This window comes from Flavobacterium defluvii (genome assembly GCF_900129555.1).
Lineage (GTDB): Bacteria > Bacteroidota > Bacteroidia > Flavobacteriales > Flavobacteriaceae > Flavobacterium > Flavobacterium defluvii.
Genome location: NZ_FQWC01000002.1, coordinates 167,013 through 186,152, shown reverse-complemented (window position 1 = coordinate 186,152; position 19,140 = coordinate 167,013). Strand labels below are relative to the sequence as shown.

The window sequence follows — 19,140 nt, the reverse complement described above, 5'->3', positions numbered from 1 at the left end:
CGTTTAATTTTTAAACACATTGAATCATAGTTTTATTTCGCGTATAAAGGCGTTTCACTTGTTTAAAATAAAACATAGCTAAACTTGAAAAAGCATGATTTTGCACTAAAGTTACAAAAAAATTGAAAACACAAATATCTCTTTAGAACGGTCAGCCCTAGCCCTGATAGAAGCGGCATCCTTTTTGTTTTTTCTTTAAAAACAAAAAGATATAGCGGATAGCAGGAAATAGCTCCTAATTATTGCGAAATTTATAATTTAAGACATTCAAATTAGATATTTTTTGAATAGATTTGCAAAACAATTTTATAAAACAACACAATGAAAAATACTGCGCTTACGCACATACATGAGGGTTTGGGAGCGAAAATGCTGCCTTTTGCAGGTTATAACATGCCTATTACATACGAAGGAGTTAATGCTGAACACGAAACGGTTCGTAATGGTGTGGGCGTTTTTGACGTTTCGCATATGGGTGAATTCTTGCTGACTGGCCCAAATGCATTGGCTTTGATTCAAAAAGTGACTTCAAATGATGCTTCGACCTTGACAATTGGAAGAGCGCAATATTCTTGTCTTCCTAATAATGAAGGCGGGATTGTTGATGATTTGATTATTTATAAAATGAAAGAAGAGCAGTATTTACTGGTTGTAAATGCTTCGAATATTGAAAAAGACTGGAACTGGATTTCATCTCACAATGATTTGGGTGTTGAAATGAGAAATCTTTCTGATGATTATTCTCTTTTGGCAATTCAGGGTCCAAAAGCGGTTGAGGCTATGCAGTCTTTGACTTCGGTTGATTTGTCTGCGATAACATATTACCATTTTGAAGTGGGAGATTTTGCAGGAATCGAAAACGTAATTATTTCTGCCACAGGCTATACTGGTTCTGGAGGATTTGAAATTTACTGCAAAAATAATGAGGTTGAACAAATTTGGAATAAAGTTTTTGAAGCTGGCGCATCTTTCGGAATTAAACCAATTGGACTTGCTGCCCGCGATACTTTACGTCTTGAAATGGGATTCTGCCTTTATGGAAATGATATTAACGATACTACTTCTCCACTTGAAGCCGGTTTGGGATGGATTACGAAATTCACTAAAGATTTCACTAATTCTGAGGCTCTTAAAAAACAAAAAGAAGCTGGTGTTACGAGAAAATTAGTTGCTTTTGAAATGCAGGAACGTGCAGTGCCAAGACACGACTACGAAATTGTTGATGCTTCGGGAGAAGTTATCGGAATTGTAACGTCTGGAACTATGTCTCCTTCTATGAACAAAGGAATTGGTTTAGGATATGTTACGACTTCAAACAGCGCTGTTGACAGCGATATTTTCATTAGAATCAGAAAAAATGATGTTCCTGCCAAAGTGGTAAAATTGCCTTTTTACAAGAAATAATAAAAAATATCCATATTCCAAAAATGCATTACTATAATAGTAATGCATTTTTTTTTGTACAGATTAAAACATTTATGGATTAATCCTTTAAAAACTTTTAAATCCATGGTATTTTTTCTTACTTATATGTAAGATTTTTTACAAAAAATATAAACCATTTTCAAAAAATTACCGTAACTTTAATATAAATGTTGAGATTTCACCAATGAACAAAATTTTGCCTTTATTTTTACTGTTTACTACTTTACTATTTGGTCAAAATAGCGCTGAAACATGCGAAATACTCAACAAAATTAATGCTGTTATCCAGACCGAACATTTAAGACCAAAACCTGTTGATGACAGCCTTTCTGTATATGTTTTTGATAATTTGATTAACGAATTGGATCCTTCCAGAAACATCTTTTTTAAAAGCGAATATGACGAAATGGCCGCAAAATATCGCTTAAATCTAGACGATTTAATTCTCGAAAATGACTGCAGTTTTTTGACTGATATTACAGCAAAATATATAAATGCGTTAATTAGAACTAAGCATGTTCTTGAAAAAATTCAGTCAACAGCTTTTGATTATACTAAAAAAGATACGATTCGTTTCTATAAGAAATCATTTCCTTTTTATTTAAAAAATGAAGATCTGGAGAAAGTCTGGCGAAAAAAACTTCGTTATCAGATTTTGGATGATATTGCCGAAACCAGCGATAATCTGGATTCTATTAAAGCTAATTTTAGTTCAATCGAAGCAAAATCAAAGCAATTGATTTTGTCTAATGAAATATGCCGTTTCAGTACGCTTTTGGAAACCAAAACCAAACAGGACGAAAATTTGTATAATTTCTTTTGTACTTATTTTGATCCGCATACAGCCTATTTTAGCGATGATTCTAAATCTAGTTTTGTAGCTTCGTTGTCTAAAGAGCATTTATCATTGGGAATGACGGTTAATCTTAATGAGAAAAATGAGATCATCGTTCATGAAATTGATCCCAATGGCCCAGCCTATCAAACCGGACAGATAAAAAAAGGCGATCAGATTATTTCAGTTTCCAATCATAAAGAAACACTTCAGGTTTCCTGTGCTTCGCTAGAATCTATTTCGACTATGATTTTATCCGAAGCCAATAAAAGTTTAACGCTTACGCTAAAAAGAAACTCTGGTAAAAACTTCGACGTTTACATTGAAAAACAAGTCATGAAAGACGAAGAAAATTCGGTTTTCAGTTTTATTATTGGCAGAGAAAGTAAAATTGGATATATTAAAATTCCGAGTTTCTACGCCGACTTAGATGGAAATAGCCGAAAAGGCTGCGCCGACGATGTTGCACGTGAAGTTATTAAATTGGAAAGAGATAATATTAAAGGTTTGGTAATCGATTTAATTGACAATGGCGGCGGCTCTATGGAAGAAGCTATAAAACTCGCCGGAATGTTTGTTGATTACGGACCTATTTCAATTGTTGTAGATCATACTAAAGAAAAATCGGTTATAAATGACCCATACCGTGGAATGATTTACAGAGGCCCTATTGTGATTTTGGTTAATAGCAACACGGCTTCGGCAAGTGAATTTTTCTCTTCGATTATGCAGGATTATAATCGTGCACTTTTATTAGGAAGCAGTACTCTTGGAAAAGCAACCATGCAGACTATTCTTTCGCTTGACGAAAATAAAAATACTGATTTCTTAAAAATTACTATTAATAAATTTTACAGAGTTACCGGAAAAAGCCATCAATATATTGGTGTTACGCCTGATGTAGTTTTACCTGAATTCTATGAAGATGTTTATCAAAAAGAAAGTGATTTTCCGACTGCAATGAAAAACGACAGTATTGAATCTTTTTTAAAATACAAGCCTTATGTAAAACGCAGTCTAATTGATAAACTCTCCAAAAACAGCATTTTACGATTGGCAGACAATTATTATTTTAATGATATTAAAAAGATTAACCAAAAAATTGATCAGCTTGTAAATACTCCAAAAGCAGAAATTCCGATGACTCTGGACGCTGTTTTTAAACAGAAAAAAATCGTAAACTCTTTGTGGACGGAAATCAATACTTTTAACGACGAAAATAATCCGCTTGATGTTTACAATTCTTCGGTAAACCAATTATTATTAGGCGCTTATCCAAACGACAAAACGATTAATCAATATCAAATGGATAATTTAAAAACAAATCCATATCTCAACGAAGCGGTTAATATTATTAATGACTTTTATACTTCGAAATAATTTTTTTATTTCAGGTTTAACCGCAAAGTTTTTTATCTAAATTATCTTTGTAATCGCAAAGTTCGCAAAGCTTTATTCATTTAGCTTTGTGCGTTTTTTTATTTTATAAATCTTTACTTAAAAATTTCTTTGTGTGCTTTGGTAAAATCTTCGCGGACTTTGCGGTTAAAATAAAAAGTGCTGTTATTCTTAAATTCAGCACAAGACATTCAACTTGAAACTTGAAACCTTAAACTTGAAATAAAAAAGAGCCATTTTGATTTTGGATAAATAAGGAATAACCTTTATTTTTGCATCACAAAACTAAAAATTAGAAATGGGAAGAGCGTTCGAATTTAGAAAAGGAAGAAAAATGAAACGTTGGTCTGCAATGGCCAAAACATTTACCAGAATTGGTAAAGACATCGTTATGGCTGTAAAAGAAGGTGGCCCTAACCCTGACGCCAATTCTAGATTAAGAGCTGTTATACAAAACGCAAAAGCTGCCAACATGCCAAAAGAGAATGTTGAGCGTGCGATAAAAAATGCCAGCAACAAGGATACTGCCAACTATAAAGAGATTTTATTTGAAGGATATGCTCCTCATGGAATTGCAATTTTGATTGAAACTGCATCTGACAATAATAACAGAACGGTAGCAAACATCCGTAGTTATTTCAACAAATGCAACGGGACAATGGGAACTCAGGGTTCTGTTGAATTTATGTTTGATCATACTTGTAATTTCAGAATTGCCAAAGATGGTATCGATGCTGAGGAATTAGAGCTTGAATTGATTGATTTTGGTGCCGAGGAAGTTTTTGAAGACGAAGACGGAATCTTAATCTACGCTCCTTTTGGAAGCTTTGGGGCTTTACAAAAAGAATTAGAAAACAGAGGTTTAGAAATACTATCTTCTGGTTTTGAAAGAATTCCACAAATTACAAAAGAATTAACTGAAGCTCAAATTGCTGATGTTGAGAAATTAATTGAAAAAATTGAAGAAGATGATGACGTGATGAACGTTTATCATACAATGAAAGAAGAATAATATTTATTCCTGATAAAATTTTTAAGCCTTGGATTTATTTCCGGGGCTTTTTTATTTTGAAAAAGTCTATTTTAAAAGAAAGGCAAAAATTTTATAAAGTAAAATAAACCTTTATATTTGCTGATATAACAAAATTGCCCCAAAATAAAAAACATGCAAACATCAAAATTTACAAGAATTGCAGTAATAGTATTGGTACTATTATTTCTGGTCTTAAGCGTAATCAGCTGTAGTACACACACGCACACACATACTCATACAACTTCAGGTAAAAAAATACCACCTGGACAAGCTAAAAAGATGAATGGAGATAAAAGTGCAAAAGCTTATGCTCCGGGACAGCAAAAAAAGAGATAATAAAAAAAGCCTTCTGAAATTCAGAAGGCTTTTTTTATAATTTACTTTGCAATTAATTTGATACTTTAATTAAATAAGTTCCTTCTGGCAATTCACCTATATTTGAAGCATTAACCCCAATTATTTTTTTGCCCTGAGAAAAAACCTCAACATTTCTCATTACCTTATTTGTTTCACCCGGAACTGATTTATTTGCAGGGCTTGCCGGTAATATTGTGACTTTTTTTGCAGTGCTTACAGCTGACTTTGGTTCTGCTGATGCGGCAGAAGCTGGTTTTGAACTATTATAAGCTTCCATAACCTGTTCATCGGTCATGGCGACATTATATAACTTAAGATCGTCAATATCTGCATTGATACTGGTAGTTGCATTTAATTTTCCGAGATTCAAAATATAACCTTTTGTTGAACGTGAAATTCCTTCTGCAGATTTTAATAATTCTCCATTTCGGTAAATTTTTGAAACATTTCCATCATAAGTAATACTGTACATATACCAGGTTTCTTTTAAAAGAGGCGCAGAAGTTACAACATCATTTCCACTACCCCATCCCGAAAGAACTACCTCAGAATTACCTCCTGCCGACGCCTGTTGTACTAATCCGAAATACTGGGCATTTGCTGCAGTACCATAACCCACTATGTAATTTGGAATATTGACAGCATTAAACTTAACCCAAATCGAAATGGTTCGGGGCTTATTAGCCTGCTGAAGATCGCCAACTACTACCTGAAGCGCTTTGTTTGTTAACCGTATAGCACCTCTGGCCGTACCTACTCTGTCATTTACATAAACAGGAGCGCCTAAAAAAGAAATTGTATTATCTGCACTATTTAAATTTCCGTTGAAATTAAATTCCTGAACCGGATTTTGTGAATTGGCATTTAAAAAACTTACAAACATTAAAGTGAGTAATATTTTTTTCATATGTATAGTCGATTTTGGAGTATATATTTGGTTTAAAAGTACACCTTAGTTGCAGCTAAAACTTACAATTACAAATTTTTAAATATTTTATTTATAAATTTTGTTAAAACTATCATTTTATTTCAGCATAACCAAACGATTCCTACATACAAATGCATAATTCTCACAAATTTAAAAAGCCTTCTGAATTTCAAAAGGCTTTTTCTTAATTCGAGAAATTGATTGCTACTAAACAATATTAAAAACTAACTATTTAAAAAATAAAAAATGGCCTTATTTTGATGTTATTTTTTTGGCAGGAGCACTTGTTATTTTTAGCAGATATGTTCCTTCTGGCAGATCATTAATGCTCATTGTGTTATCTCCAACCACTTTTAGTCCCTGTGAATAAACTTCGATATTTTTTGATCCGGCAATTACATCCTTATTTTCAATTATATTAGCAGATGTTGCAGCCTTTGTTGATGTTTTAGATCTAACAGCTATTGTATTTTTTGTTTTAGTAGCTGTTTCTGTAACTGTTATTAAAGGTTTTGAATTATTGTAAGATTCTGCAACCTGTTCATCTGTTAAAGCCACATCATAAATCTTTAAGTCATCAATATCAGCATTTATACCAACACTGGTATTTATTTCCCCTAATCTAAAAATAGTACCTTTTGTAGAACGTTTTAAGCCGCTTATGTATTTTAATAACTCACCATTACGGTACATTTTAGAAACTGTTCCATCAAACGTTACTGTGTATTGATACCACACTCCTTTTGATAATGAAGTCGACACAATAAGATCATTAGCAGGTCCCCAGCCGGCGAGGCTTAAATCTGAATTGGAAGATACCGTCGCTTGCTGCAATAATCCAAAATATTGGGCATTATATACTGAACCGTAACCCCAAATATAATTGGCAGATGCTATATCATTAAATTTAATCCAGATACTAACCGTTCTTGCACTACTTCCTTGCGGCAGATTATCTATCACAGCCTCTAATGCTTTATTGTTTAATCTTTGAGCATTTCCTGCAACTCCCGACCTATCGGCAACAAAATTATTTGTTCCCATGAAGGAAGTTGTATTAGATTCGTTATTTAAAGTTCCATTGAAATTGAACTCCTGAATTGGGTTTTGAGCAGTCGCATTCAAATAACTTACAAACATTACTGAGAGTAGAAATTTTTTCATAATAGCAGAGTTTTGGGTAATACTAATGTGCTAATTTTATATAGCTAAACTATACCATTATGTTTTTCGTCGAAAATTTTTTCGTTAACTGACCTAAAAAACCGTTAAAATAACCAAAATCAATGATTTTAAACGTCAAATTGTTTTTAATTATACTTTCAAAGATATTCTTAAAATTATAAATTTACTTCAATTACAATTAAAATACCTTACGTATAAATACGCTTTATTCAATTAAACAAACACATTTAATATCTAAAAAATCATTCTTAAAACACAATAACTTTAAAATTGAGCATAAAAAAACTCCATTCGAAAGAATGGAGTTTTTAATTTATTTTAAAAATAGGTTTCTATTTTACGAATTCAATTTTTTGAGTTTCTTCTTCATTAACACTGTCAAAGAATCCTTGTTCATTCATCCATTCATCGCTAAATACTTTACTCATATAACGCGAACCGTGATCCGGGAAAATTGCTATAATATTACTATCTTTTGTAAACTCACCTTCTTCTGCATATTGCTTTATTGCCTGCATTACTGCTCCGGAGGTATATCCAACAAATAAACCTTCTTTACGAGTGATTTCTCTTGCTGAATGTGCACTTTCTTCATCGGTCACTTTCATGAATTTATCGATGATGTCAAAATCTGTGGCAGAAGGAATTAAATTTTTACCTAAACCTTCAATACGGTACGGATAAATTTCTTTATTATCAAACTCTCTTGTTTCGTGGTATTTTTTCAATACTGACCCAAAAGCATCTACACCTAAAATTCTAATATTTGGGTTTTGCTCTTTTAAGAATTTTGCAGTTCCTGAAATTGTCCCTCCTGTTCCGCTGCAAGCAATAAGATGTGTGATTTTTCCTTTTGTTTGTTCCCAGATTTCGGGACCTGTAGTGTTGTAGTGAGCATCAATATTTAACTGGTTGAAATATTGATTAATATAAACTGAACCTTTTGTTTCTTCGTGTAATCGTTTTGCTACGTTGTAATATGATCTTTCATCATCTGCAGAAACATGCGCCGGACAAACATAAACTTTTGCGCCTAAGCTGCGAAGCATGTCAATTTTATCTTTGGATGATTTTGAACTTACGGCCAAGATACAATTGTAACCTTTTATTATACTTACCATTGCCAGACTAAAACCTGTATTACCTGATGTAGTTTCTATAATGGTATCGCCTGGTGATAGTATTCCTTTTCTTTCGGCTTCTTCAATAATATATAACGCTATTCTATCTTTTGAGGAATGACCTGGATTAAAAGCTTCTACCTTTGCGTAGAAATTTCCTTCTAACTCTTCGGTGATTTTATTTAGTTTAATAAGCGGGGTATTACCTATTAATTCTAAAACATTATTATAAGCGTTTATTTCTTCTTTCATAAAAAAATAGTTAATCAAAGGTGCTTTTTAAACATCTCGATAGGTTGCAAATTTAACAAAAAAATTCTAATTAGCTTTTAATTTTTTCTAAATCTAGTAAAAAACTAAATTCTTTTGCTAAGTCTTTTAAAGCTTCAAAACGTCCTGAAGCCCCGCCATGTCCTGCGTCCATATTAGTATCTAAAAACAATTGATTGTTATTTGTTTTCAAATTCCTCAATTTTGCCACCCATTTAGCTGGCTCCCAATATTGTACCTGAGAATCATGCAATCCGGTAGATACATACATATTAGGATATTTTTGCGCTTTTACATTGTCATAAGGTGAATATGACAACATATAATCGTAATATTCTTTCTTATTTGGGTTTCCCCATTCGTCGTATTCTCCAGTTGTAAGCGGAATACTGTCGTCCAGCATTGTTGTAATAACATCTACAAAAGGCACCTGCGCTATAACTCCATTATATAACTCGGGAGTTTCATTTACAATTACTCCCATTAAAAGTCCTCCTGCAGATCCACCTTCAGCATAAAGATGTTCAGGCGAAGTATATTTCTCGTCTATTACAAATTTAGAGCAATCGATGAAATCTGTAAAGGTATTTTTCTTTTTTAACAGTTTTCCGTCTTCATACCATTGCCTTCCTAAATCTTCTCCTCCTCTAATATGAGCTATTGCATACACAAATCCGCGGTCTAAGAGTGAAAGTCGTGTTGAAGAGAAATAAGTATCCATTGTTATTCCGTATGAGCCATAAGCATAAAGCAGTAACGGGTTTTTACCATCTTTCTTCAATCCTTTTCTGTAAATCATCGAAATCGGCACTTTTACTCCATCTCTCGCCGTAGCCCAAACTCGTTCTTCTACATAATTTTCTTTATCAAATTTTCCACCTAAAACCTGTTGTTCTTTTAAGATTTCTTTGGTTTTAGTTTTCATATTAAAATCAATTACAGAAGACGGAGTTGCCAACGATTGATAGCTGTAACGCAAAATATCGGTATCAAAATCAATATTAGTGGTAGTAAAAGCATTGTAGGTTTCACTTCCGAATGGAAGATAATAATCCGGCTCGCCATTCCAGGGCATAATTCTAATATGATTTAAGCCGTTTGAGCGCTCTTCTACAACTAAATAGTTTTTAAAAATCTCAATATCTTCTAATAAAACATCTTCTCTATGCGGAATAACGTCTACCCAATTCTTTTTACCTGTTTTATTTTCAGGCGTTTTCATTAATTTAAAATTGGTAGCTTTGTCTTTATTTGTTAAGATGTAAAACGAATCTTCGTAATGCGAAATACTATATTCTAACCCGCGAACACGTTTTTGAAAAACTTCAAATTCTCCGTCTGGATTATCAGAGTTAAGAATTCTATATTCGGTTGTTAAAGTACTCGAAGAACTTATTACAATGTATTTTTTTGATTTTTCTTTGCTTACCGAAACATTAAAAGTATCATCGGTTTCATCATAAACTAAAACGTCATCTTTAGAATCTGTATTTAATTTATGTCTGAAAATCTTATCAGATCTTAAAGTAACCTGGTCTTGTTTGGTATAAAAAATAGTCTTGTTGTCATTTGCCCAAACAGATCCTCCTGTTGCATTCTCAATTTTATCAGACAGAATTTCTCCAGTTTCTAAATTTTTGATTTGAATAGTATAAATTCTTCTTCCAACAATATCAATTCCAAATGAGGCAAACTTATTATCCGGACTAATGCTTAAACCTCCAAGTTTAAAATAAGCGTGACCAACGGCCATTTCGTTGCAATTAAAAAGAATTTCTTCATCTGCCGAAAGGCTTCCTTTTTTTCTTGCAAAAATTGGATAATCTTTTCCGGTTTCAAAACGGGTTATATAAAAATATCCGTTGTAGAAATAAGGAACAGACGAATCGTCTTCTTTAATTCTTCCTTTCATTTCTTCATACAAAGATTCTTGTAAATCTTTGGTATGAGCCGTCATTTTTTGATAGTATTCGTTTTCTTTATTCAGATAATCGATAACTTCGGGATTTTCTCTATCGTTGAGCCAGAAATAATTATCAATTCGGGTTTCTTTATGTTTTTTTAATGTTTTTGGAATTTCCTTGGCCTTTGGAGCCTCTATATTTTCTTGCATTGACTGAGCATTTATTTTTAAAAACGAAGGGGCAAAAGTAATATAAACGCAACAGAACAAAATTAATTTTTTCATAAAATATTCTATTGAATTAATACAGCAATATACTAATTTTGTATGAAATAATTTAAAAATCAACAAAAAATGGATTTAATGGGAATGATGGGTAAACTTAAAGAAACCCAGCAAAAAATTGAAGATACAAAAAAACGCCTTGATACAGTTTTGATTGACGAACAAAGCGCTGACGGATTATTGAAAGTTACTGTTACTGCAAATAGAAAAATAAAATCAATCTCTGTGGATGATTCTCTTTTAGAAGATAAAGAACAATTGGAAGATTACTTAATCGTAACATTAAATAAAGCCATCGAAAGAGCAACAAGCGTAAACGAAAAAGAACTTGATGCTGTAGCAAGAATGGATATGCCGTCTATTCCCGGAATGGATAATTTGTTTAAATAATTTCTTAGATGCTAAGATTCTAAGCTGCTAAGATTCTAAGGCTTTTGCTTTGCTTAATATAAAAAGACGCACAATTGTGCGTCTTTTTAGTTTTTTCTTTTTAAAGTTTTCAAAATATAAAAACTTAGAATCTTAGCACCTTAGAACCTCAGTATCTTAAATTAAATTTTCGAAAACATCTCCAAAACATACGTATGCATTACTTCTTTATAATCTAAATGCGTTACGATTCGGAGTTTATTATGCCCAAGAGAACTTATTAAAATATTTTTTTGTTTTAATTTTTCAATCAAAAGCTGATCGCTGTAACCTTCTGCCAATGAAAAGATCAAAATATTGGTTTCTACAGGTTCTACGGCAGAAATCCATGATTTTGTACTTAAAATCGCTCCTATTTCTTTTGCTCTGCGATGATCTTCGGCAAGACGCTCGATATTGTTAGCCAGAGCATATAATCCGGCAGCAGCTAGGTAACCTACCTGACGCATTCCACCTCCTAATATTTTTCTTATTCTTAATGCTCTGTGAATATCGGCTTTGCTTCCTAATAAAACAGAACCAATTGGCGCGCCCAATCCTTTTGACAAACAAACGGATATGGTATCGAAAATCGCTCCGAATTCTTTAGGGTTTTGTCTTTTTGCCACTAATGCATTCCAGATTCTGGCTCCGTCTAAATGGAATTTCAAATTATTAGCATCGCAGACTTTTTTTATTTCTCTTAAATCTTCTAATTCATAACAAGCTCCACCGCCTTTATTGGTTGTATTTTCAACACAAACTAAACTCGTTAATGGGCTGTGATAAAATTCAGGATCGTTTATTGCTGCGGCAACTTGTTTTGCATTGATCATTCCGCGGTCTCCGTCAAGCAGACAGCACGAAACGCCGCTGTTAAAAGAAACGCCGCCGCCTTCATAATGAAAAACGTGTGCATATTTGTCGGCAATTAACTGTTCTCCGGGTTGTGTATGAAGCTTAATTGCAGTTTGATTTGCCATAGTTCCAGACGGAAAAAAAAGTCCAGCTTCCATACCAAAAAATTCGGCCACTCTTGTTTCTAATTCGATAACCGTAGGATCCTGCTTGTATACGTCGTCGCCAACCTGCGCATTAAACATATACTGAAGCATCTCGTATGATGGTTTGGTAATGGTATCGCTAATTAAATTTATTTCCATATAAAACTATATCTATTTCGAACAGCAAAATTACATATTACTGTTAGTTATTAATCTCTTGTTTTAATAAATTTTAACTTAGAGATTACATAGAACCAAATTAACGTAATATTTATAAAAATAATATAAAACTAGCATTAATAATTTAAAAATTGATTTCTAATTTTTTTGAATAACCGTATTAAAAAATAAAAAAACACATGCAGCACTTTTAGTCTGATAATTTATTAAGGTATTCTAAAAACTAAATCTTATTTTTGTACAACAAAATTATGCATTAGTTCTCAAGTTAAATTAATGCAATATCAACAAAAAACATCTAAAAACAAGTTATTAATTTATGACAACAGCCGAACAAGTAAAAGGTATTGTGGAGCGCCTTGGTGCGTTGAGGAGGTATCTTTGACGTTGATGCCAAGCTAATCGAAATTGCAAACGAAGAAGAAAAAACTTTTGCGCCTGATTTTTGGAACAATCCAAAAGAGGCTGAAAACATTGTAAAAAATCTTCGAAACAAAAAAAAATGGATTGAAGATTATGACAAAGCTGCAACTCTTACTGAGGAATTACAGCTTGCTTATGATTTTTATAAAGAAGGTGAACTTTCTGTAGAAGAACTGGATGAGCAATATAATGCAGCTCAGACTCATATAGAAAACATCGAATTCAAAAACATGCTTTCTGATGAAGCTGACAGTTTAAGCGCTGTCGTTCAGATTACGGCCGGAGCCGGCGGAACTGAAAGCTGCGACTGGGCAGGAATGCTGATGCGCATGTACATGATGTGGGGCGAAAGTTATGGTTACAAAATAAAAGAACTTAACTTTCAGGAAGGCGACGTTGCCGGAATAAAAACCGTAACTTTAGAGTTCGAAGGCGATTATTCTTTTGGATATTTAAAAGGTGAAAACGGTGTGCATCGATTGGTGAGAATTTCACCTTTTGATAGTAATGCCAAACGTCATACATCATTCGTTTCTGTATATGTTTATCCGCTCGTAGATGACAGCATCGAAATTGACATTAATCCTGCTGATATTGAAATTACAACTTCAAGATCAAGTGGTGCCGGAGGACAAAACGTAAATAAAGTTGAAACGAAAGTACAATTGGTTCACAAACCAACCGGAATTCAGATTCAATGTTCTGAGACAAGATCCCAGCAAGATAACAGACAACGTGCCATGCAGATGCTTCGTTCTCAGTTATACGAAATTGAATTAAAGAAACAACAAGCGCAGCGTGCTGATATTGAAGCCGGAAAAATGAAAATCGAATGGGGTTCGCAAATTCGTAATTATGTAATGCAGCCTTATAAATTAGTAAAAGATGTTCGTACAGGTTACGAAACCAGTGATGTCGACGGCGTTATGAACGGAAATATTGATCCTTTCTTAAAAGCCTATCTAATGATGATGGGACAGAAAGAGGAAGAATAGTATTCTGTTTTTTTAGTGATCAGTCTCAGTTGACGGTCACAGTAAACCTGAAACCTGAACTTGAAACTTTAAAACAAAAAAGTTATGATAAAATGGGCAGATGTAATTCATTTTACAAATAAAGGAAATCCGGCTCCCGAAAAAAGAGTTGAGAAAACAGAAGAAGAATGGAAACAGCTTCTTACTCCTGAAGAATTTCAGGTAACACGTTTAAAAGGAACTGAAAGATCTTTCAGCTCTGAAATGTGCAGTTTATTCGATCCTGGAATTTACGAATGTAAATGCTGCGGAACGGTTCTTTTTGATGCAAGTGAAAAATTTGAATCAGGAACGGGCTGGCCTTCTTTTACACAGCCAATTAAAGAGAATGCCATTGCTTATCATGCTGACAGATCTTACGGAATGGTTCGTGTTGAGGTTGTATGCAATGTATGTGATGCGCATTTAGGACACGTTTTTCCTGATGGACCACCCCCAACAGGTTTACGTTACTGCATTAATGCCGTTTCATTATCAAAAATCAAAGAATAAATTATAAAAGCGATTCCTTTAAAAAGTAGAATCGCTTTTTTTTATCTTTCTATAAAAAGGCATTAACAAAAAAATGTAAGTTACTGCTTAACAATTAAATAATTTATTTTTAAAGAACAATATTTAAAATTATTTGTCGAAATATATAGCAGCGACATACAAACACATTATAAAAAAATTAAAAATTTAATAATTGAAATGTTAATTTTGTAATATTTAGACTTCTATTTTAAATATTTATTAAGAAACACGAAAAAATTATTAGGTAATTAAAACCTAATTTATTTTATTTGACAAAAAATTAATCCCCAAGTCGATAAAATTTGTCAATGAGATCCTATTCAATTCAAGAAATTAACGAAGTAATTAAAGGTGTAATTTACGGCACTACTTCACAAAGCATTACCGCTACAGAACAATTAGAAAAAGCTACAACTTCAGAGATTTCTTTTATAGGAAATAAAAAATATGAAAAATACTGGTCGACATCAAATGCATCAATTGCTGTTGTAAACGAAGATATTTCTATTGAGCCCGGAGAAAATCGAGCTTTTATTAAAGTTAAAAATGCCGATTTAGCCATGTCGCAGATTCTGGCACTTTTTGCTCCGCCTGCTCCGGTATTTCACAACAATATCCACAAAACGGCAACTATTGACGAAACTGCCATAATTGGCCAGGATGCAAAAATTGGTGCTGGCTGTTATATTGGACCAAAGGTAGAAATTGGTGCCAATGCAATTATTTATCCAAATGTTACAATTCTTGATGAATGTACAATTGGAAAAAACACAATTATCTGGTCAGGAACTGTAGTTCGTGAACGTTGCCATATCGGGAGCGATTGTATCATTCACCCAAACGCAACAATTGGAGCAGATGGTTTTGGTTTTCGTCCTTGTACTGAAAAAGGTTTGATAAAAATTCCACAAATTGGTAATGTGATTATTGGTAACGGAGTTGAAATTGGTGCAAATACATGTGTTGACCGTGGAAAATTTAGTTCGACTATTTTAGGTGATGGCTGCAAAATTGATAACTTAGTACAAATTGGACACAATAGTAAACTTGGAAAGTTCTGTATCATGGCTGGAAACAGTGGTTTAGCAGGTTCTGTAACTTTAGGAAACGGAGTGATTATTGGAGGAAGCGCTTCTATAAAAGATCACACCACAATTGGCGACGGAGCTGTTATTGGTGCAGGATCTGGCGTAACAGGAGATGTTCCTGCAGGAAAAACAATGCTGGGATATCCTGCCGTTGAAGCTCGTGATGCTTTAAAACAATGGGCGATACTAAAACGAATGGTTTGCAGTCCTAAAAAATAAATCATACACATTTTTTTTATAAAAAAACCATTCGCCGCGGTGAATGGTTTTTTCCTTTTATAAAGCTTCACATTCGAAACCAATTACTTTCATTAAAAAAATTACCTTTTCGATAATGTCATCTTTACATTCAAATCGCAGAATATTATCGCAGTCTTCAAGATCAAAATTCCATTTCGAATTGGGGAATAACTGATTCAATTTAGGCGCTGCTTTCTTGACTTTAGAAATGCTGTCAACATTAGTTTTGAATACAAAGACCATAAGTTTTTAATGATTTTGAATTTTGCTTAAAATTTTAGAATCAATATAAAAAGTACCAAACGGAATTACACAGGCCAAAAGCACCTTCCATGTTGTGTCTTTAAATTTCCAGTTCTGTTCTACTCCAACACTTATTGTATTAAAAACAAAAAGCAGAAATAAAGCCCCGTGAATTGTGCCAACAGGTTTAGTTAAAAAAGGCATTTCAAAAATATATTTCATGGGCATTGCAATAAAAAGCAGAATTAGAAGTGAAGTTCCTTCAAGAAATCCAATAATTCGTAATCTGCCGGCATTCGTACTAAGTAAATTTTTCATAATTATCTAAAATAAGGTCGGTTTGCAAGAGGTGAAAACGGCCACGGAATAGCAATAAAAATTATCATTAAAGCGATAGAAAACCATATAAGCATGGTTTTGAATTTCTGTTCGTCAGAAAGTTTTCTTTTGGACAAAGCCGAACCAATTGTAATAAAAACTATTGCTGTTAACATTAAAATGACATGAATAATTCCGAAGAAAGAAGCATCCAGATTTTGAATCGCTTCTTTAAAGTTTTTCCAGAAATATTTTACAATAGGGCTCTGGACATAAACCAATATCCCAAAAATAAGTTGAATATGAGCAATGGTAGCCGTCCAGTGCCGGATAAGATTATCTTTTTTGGTAAAAGAAAGTTTTTGAGAATAACCCTTGTAAGCAATATAAATAGAATATAACAGGCTTACTAATACGAACCATCTTATAAAAGAATGGCCTTCTAAAATAGTTTGATACATTGTTTTTTGATTAAGACAATGCAAATATATTTAAAAACATACTAATTAGTATTTTTTGAGAAAATAATTTTATTTCAAACCATTTAAATAACTTTTAAGTTCTTTTAAATAAACCAGATACGAAGAATTATCGTTTTGAAGTTTTCCAAAATTCCGGATTCCCCAATAGCCCGATAAAATAAAAAAAGCCACTTGTTCGCCAACAACATCTTTACGAATTAAACCAGATTCTTTCCCATTTTCAATTGAATTTATAATCGTGGTTTTCCATAAATCGACCAATTCTGCCAAAGCTTCACTAAACTTATTATTCCACGGTGTCATTTCCTGCGTAAGATTTCCAACCGGACAACCGTATTTTACCTGCAAAAAAGGATCTTCAAGCAATAAATACGAAATCATATTATAAAAATCCTCAACTGGATTTTGGGCAGTTTTGGTAGGTTTTATAAAATTTTCCTGCATTGTCGGTTTTAGAATTTCTTCAATAATAGCAACTCCCATTTCATCTTTGGTCTTAAAATGATAATAAAAAGCACCTTTTGTAACTTGAGTTGTTGCAATAATTTCATCAATGCTTGTGGTTTGATAGCCTTTTGTATAAATCAATTCAAATGCTTTATGAAGAATATTTAATCGGGTGTTTGCAGCTTTAGACATAAAAAATACTAATTAGTATGAAAAAGCAAAATAAAGAAAAATAATTGATTTGTGATTCCTGAAGTAGTTTTGAAAAATCTGAAAAAACATTTATAAACTTTTTTCTTAATTCGTAAAGCAACTCGTTTATTTCAATGGATTTTGTAAATTAGCCAACACTATTTTGTAAAATCAATATTATATCATGGATTTAAACTTCAATAAAAACGAAGATCACAATAAACTATTACTTTCAGAATTAAAACAAAAATTTGCCAAAATAAAACTAGGCGGCGGCGAAAAACGTATCGAAAAACTTCATGCCGAAGGAAAAATGACGGCTCGCGAACGTATCGCTTATTTATTAGACGAAAACTCAGAAAATATTGAAATTGGCGGTTTTGCCGGAGAAGGAATGTATGCTGATCACGGCGGCTGTCCTTCTGGCGGAGTTGTTATTAAAATAGGATATATAAAAGGAAAACAATGCATTGTTGTGGCAAACGACGCTACTGTAAAAGCGGGTGCATGGTTCCCTATTACAGGTAAAAAAAATCTGCGTGCTCAGGAAATTGCTATAGAAAACAGACTTCCAATCATTTATTTAGTAGACAGCGCAGGAGTTTATCTGCCAATGCAGGATGAAATTTTTCCTGATAAAGAACATTTCGGCCGAATCTTTAGAAACAACGCCCAAATGAGCAGTATGGGAATCACTCAAATTGCTGCCGTTATGGGTAGTTGTGTGGCGGGTGGTGCTTATTTACCCATTATGAGCGACGAAGCCTTAATTGTAGATAAAACCGGAAGTATCTTTCTTGCCGGAAGTTATTTAGTAAAAGCCGCAATTGGTGAAACTATTGATAATGAAACTTTAGGAGGAGCAACAACACACTGCGAAATTTCCGGAGTTACTGATTATAAAGCTAAAGATGATAAAGATGCTTTAGACAAAATCAAAAATATAGTAGATAAAATAGGTGATTTTGATAAAGCCGGTTATAGCCGAATTAAAGCACAAAAACCTGCTTTAGATCCAAAAGATATTTACGGAATTCTGCCAAAAGCCAGAACCGATCAATATGATATGATGGAAATCATAAAACGCTTGGTCGATAATTCAGAATTTGAAGCTTATAAAGACGGTTACGGGCAATCACTGATAACAGGTTATGCCAGAATTGACGGCTGGGCAGTTGGTATTGTTGCCAATCAGCGTAAAGTGGTAAAAACCAAAAAAGGAGAAATGCAGTTTGGCGGTGTTATATATTCTGACAGCGCCGATAAAGCAACTCGTTTTATTGCCAATTGTAATCAAAAGAAAATTCCTTTAGTTTTTCTTCAGGACGTTACCGGATTTATGGTTGGTTCAAAATCAGAACATGGCGGAATTATTAAAGATGGTGCCAAAATGGTAAATGCCGTAAGTAATTCTGTTGTACCAAAATTTACTGTCATTGTCGGAAATTCTTATGGTGCAGGAAATTATGCGATGTGCGGAAAGGCATATGATCCAAGATTAATATTTGCCTGGCCAAGTGCAGAACTTGCCGTAATGGGCGGAACGCAGGCAGCAAAAGTTTTAGCACAAATCGAAGCTTCTTCGCTTAAAGCAAAAGGAGAAATAGTAGATGAAACAAAAGAAACCGAACTTTTCAATAAAATAAAAGCAAGATACGACGAGCAGACTTCGCCATATTATGCTGCATCAAGATTATGGACAGATGCTATTATCGATCCGCTTGATACAAGAAAATGGATCTCAATGGGAATTGAAGCTGCGAACCACGCCCCTATTCAAAAACCATTTAATTTAGGAGTAATTCAGGTTTAATATTTTAGAAATTCC

18 protein-coding genes are annotated in these 19,140 nt (G+C 33.3%); 9 read left to right on the top strand and 9 right to left on the bottom strand.

Annotation, left to right across the window (positions count from 1 at the left end):
- Positions 1-321 precede the first annotated feature (321 nt).
- The 4 genes from gcvT to BUC29_RS04935 all read left to right on the top strand — a co-directional run bounded on the left by gcvT (position 322) and on the right by BUC29_RS04935 (position 5,027).
- The gene (gene gcvT, locus BUC29_RS04950; protein ID WP_073413941.1) at positions 322-1,404 is read left to right on the top strand and encodes a glycine cleavage system aminomethyltransferase GcvT; all 1,083 of its coding nucleotides are present in this window, start codon (positions 322-324) and stop codon (positions 1,402-1,404) included.
- 205 nt (positions 1,405-1,609) lie between these two features.
- Complete coding sequence (locus tag BUC29_RS04945) at positions 1,610-3,640, top strand: carboxy terminal-processing peptidase (protein WP_073413939.1); 2,031 nt, start codon at positions 1,610-1,612, stop codon at positions 3,638-3,640.
- Positions 3,641-3,956: 316 nt separating this feature from the next.
- Positions 3,957-4,670 (top strand): YebC/PmpR family DNA-binding transcriptional regulator, encoded by a 714-nt coding sequence (locus tag BUC29_RS04940; protein WP_073413937.1) that lies wholly within the window; start codon positions 3,957-3,959, stop codon positions 4,668-4,670.
- Between the two features lie 153 nt (positions 4,671-4,823).
- On the top strand, positions 4,824-5,027 hold the full coding sequence (locus BUC29_RS04935; RefSeq protein ID WP_073413935.1) for a hypothetical protein: 204 nt from the start codon (positions 4,824-4,826) through the stop codon (positions 5,025-5,027).
- Between the two features lie 52 nt (positions 5,028-5,079).
- Here BUC29_RS04935 and BUC29_RS04930 read toward each other — a convergent pair whose 3' ends face one another.
- From BUC29_RS04930 to BUC29_RS04915, 4 genes are all read right to left on the bottom strand, one after another.
- Positions 5,080-5,955 carry a LamG domain-containing protein gene (locus BUC29_RS04930; RefSeq protein WP_073413933.1) on the bottom strand — a complete coding sequence of 292 codons (876 nt, stop codon included), beginning with the start codon at positions 5,953-5,955 and terminating at the stop codon, positions 5,080-5,082.
- Positions 5,956-6,228: 273 nt separating this feature from the next.
- Positions 6,229-7,140: a LamG domain-containing protein gene (locus BUC29_RS04925; RefSeq protein ID WP_073413932.1), complete on the bottom strand. Its 912-nt coding sequence runs from the start codon at positions 7,138-7,140 to the stop codon at positions 6,229-6,231.
- A gap of 353 nt (positions 7,141-7,493) precedes the next feature.
- Entirely contained in the window at positions 7,494-8,534 is a 1,041-nt protein-coding gene (locus BUC29_RS04920) for a cysteate synthase (RefSeq protein WP_073413930.1), read from the bottom strand.
- Positions 8,535-8,604: 70 nt separating this feature from the next.
- Complete coding sequence (locus BUC29_RS04915; RefSeq protein ID WP_073413929.1) at positions 8,605-10,740, bottom strand: S9 family peptidase; 2,136 nt, start codon at positions 10,738-10,740, stop codon at positions 8,605-8,607.
- A gap of 69 nt (positions 10,741-10,809) precedes the next feature.
- Between BUC29_RS04915 and BUC29_RS04910 the strand changes: the two genes are divergently transcribed.
- Positions 10,810-11,130: a YbaB/EbfC family nucleoid-associated protein gene (locus BUC29_RS04910; protein WP_073413928.1), complete on the top strand. Its 321-nt coding sequence runs from the start codon at positions 10,810-10,812 to the stop codon at positions 11,128-11,130.
- A gap of 161 nt (positions 11,131-11,291) precedes the next feature.
- Here BUC29_RS04910 and BUC29_RS04905 read toward each other — a convergent pair whose 3' ends face one another.
- Positions 11,292-12,311: a threonine aldolase family protein gene (locus BUC29_RS04905; RefSeq protein WP_073413927.1), complete on the bottom strand. Its 1,020-nt coding sequence runs from the start codon at positions 12,309-12,311 to the stop codon at positions 11,292-11,294.
- 340 nt (positions 12,312-12,651) lie between these two features.
- Between BUC29_RS04905 and prfB the strand changes: the two genes are divergently transcribed.
- The 3 genes from prfB to lpxD all read left to right on the top strand — a co-directional run bounded on the left by prfB (position 12,652) and on the right by lpxD (position 15,609).
- Positions 12,652-13,750 (top strand): peptide chain release factor 2 gene (prfB, locus tag BUC29_RS04900; RefSeq protein WP_139260409.1). Its coding sequence is split into 2 segments (ribosomal slippage): positions 12,652-12,714 and positions 12,716-13,750, totalling 1,098 coding nucleotides; the frame shifts between segments, so codons are not numbered across the junction.
- Positions 13,751-13,834: 84 nt separating this feature from the next.
- Complete coding sequence (msrB, locus tag BUC29_RS04895) at positions 13,835-14,281, top strand: peptide-methionine (R)-S-oxide reductase MsrB (RefSeq protein WP_073413926.1); 447 nt, start codon at positions 13,835-13,837, stop codon at positions 14,279-14,281.
- A gap of 329 nt (positions 14,282-14,610) precedes the next feature.
- Positions 14,611-15,609 carry a UDP-3-O-(3-hydroxymyristoyl)glucosamine N-acyltransferase gene (gene lpxD, locus BUC29_RS04890; protein ID WP_073413925.1) on the top strand — a complete coding sequence of 333 codons (999 nt, stop codon included), beginning with the start codon at positions 14,611-14,613 and terminating at the stop codon, positions 15,607-15,609.
- Between the two features lie 57 nt (positions 15,610-15,666).
- Here lpxD and BUC29_RS04885 read toward each other — a convergent pair whose 3' ends face one another.
- From BUC29_RS04885 to BUC29_RS04870, 4 genes are all read right to left on the bottom strand, one after another.
- Entirely contained in the window at positions 15,667-15,873 is a 207-nt protein-coding gene (locus BUC29_RS04885) for a hypothetical protein (RefSeq protein WP_073413924.1), read from the bottom strand.
- 6 nt (positions 15,874-15,879) lie between these two features.
- Complete coding sequence (locus BUC29_RS04880) at positions 15,880-16,191, bottom strand: DUF3817 domain-containing protein (RefSeq protein ID WP_073413923.1); 312 nt, start codon at positions 16,189-16,191, stop codon at positions 15,880-15,882.
- Between the two features lie 2 nt (positions 16,192-16,193).
- On the bottom strand, positions 16,194-16,652 hold the full coding sequence (locus tag BUC29_RS04875; protein WP_073413922.1) for a hypothetical protein: 459 nt from the start codon (positions 16,650-16,652) through the stop codon (positions 16,194-16,196).
- Between the two features lie 69 nt (positions 16,653-16,721).
- Positions 16,722-17,312, bottom strand: coding sequence for a TetR/AcrR family transcriptional regulator (locus BUC29_RS04870; RefSeq protein ID WP_073413921.1), 591 nt, complete (start codon positions 17,310-17,312; stop codon positions 16,722-16,724).
- Between the two features lie 184 nt (positions 17,313-17,496).
- Between BUC29_RS04870 and BUC29_RS04865 the strand changes: the two genes are divergently transcribed.
- A complete protein-coding gene (locus BUC29_RS04865; RefSeq protein WP_073413920.1) occupies positions 17,497-19,125 on the top strand; it encodes an acyl-CoA carboxylase subunit beta in 1,629 nt (542 codons plus the stop codon).
- The last annotated feature ends 15 nt before the right edge of the window (positions 19,126-19,140 follow it).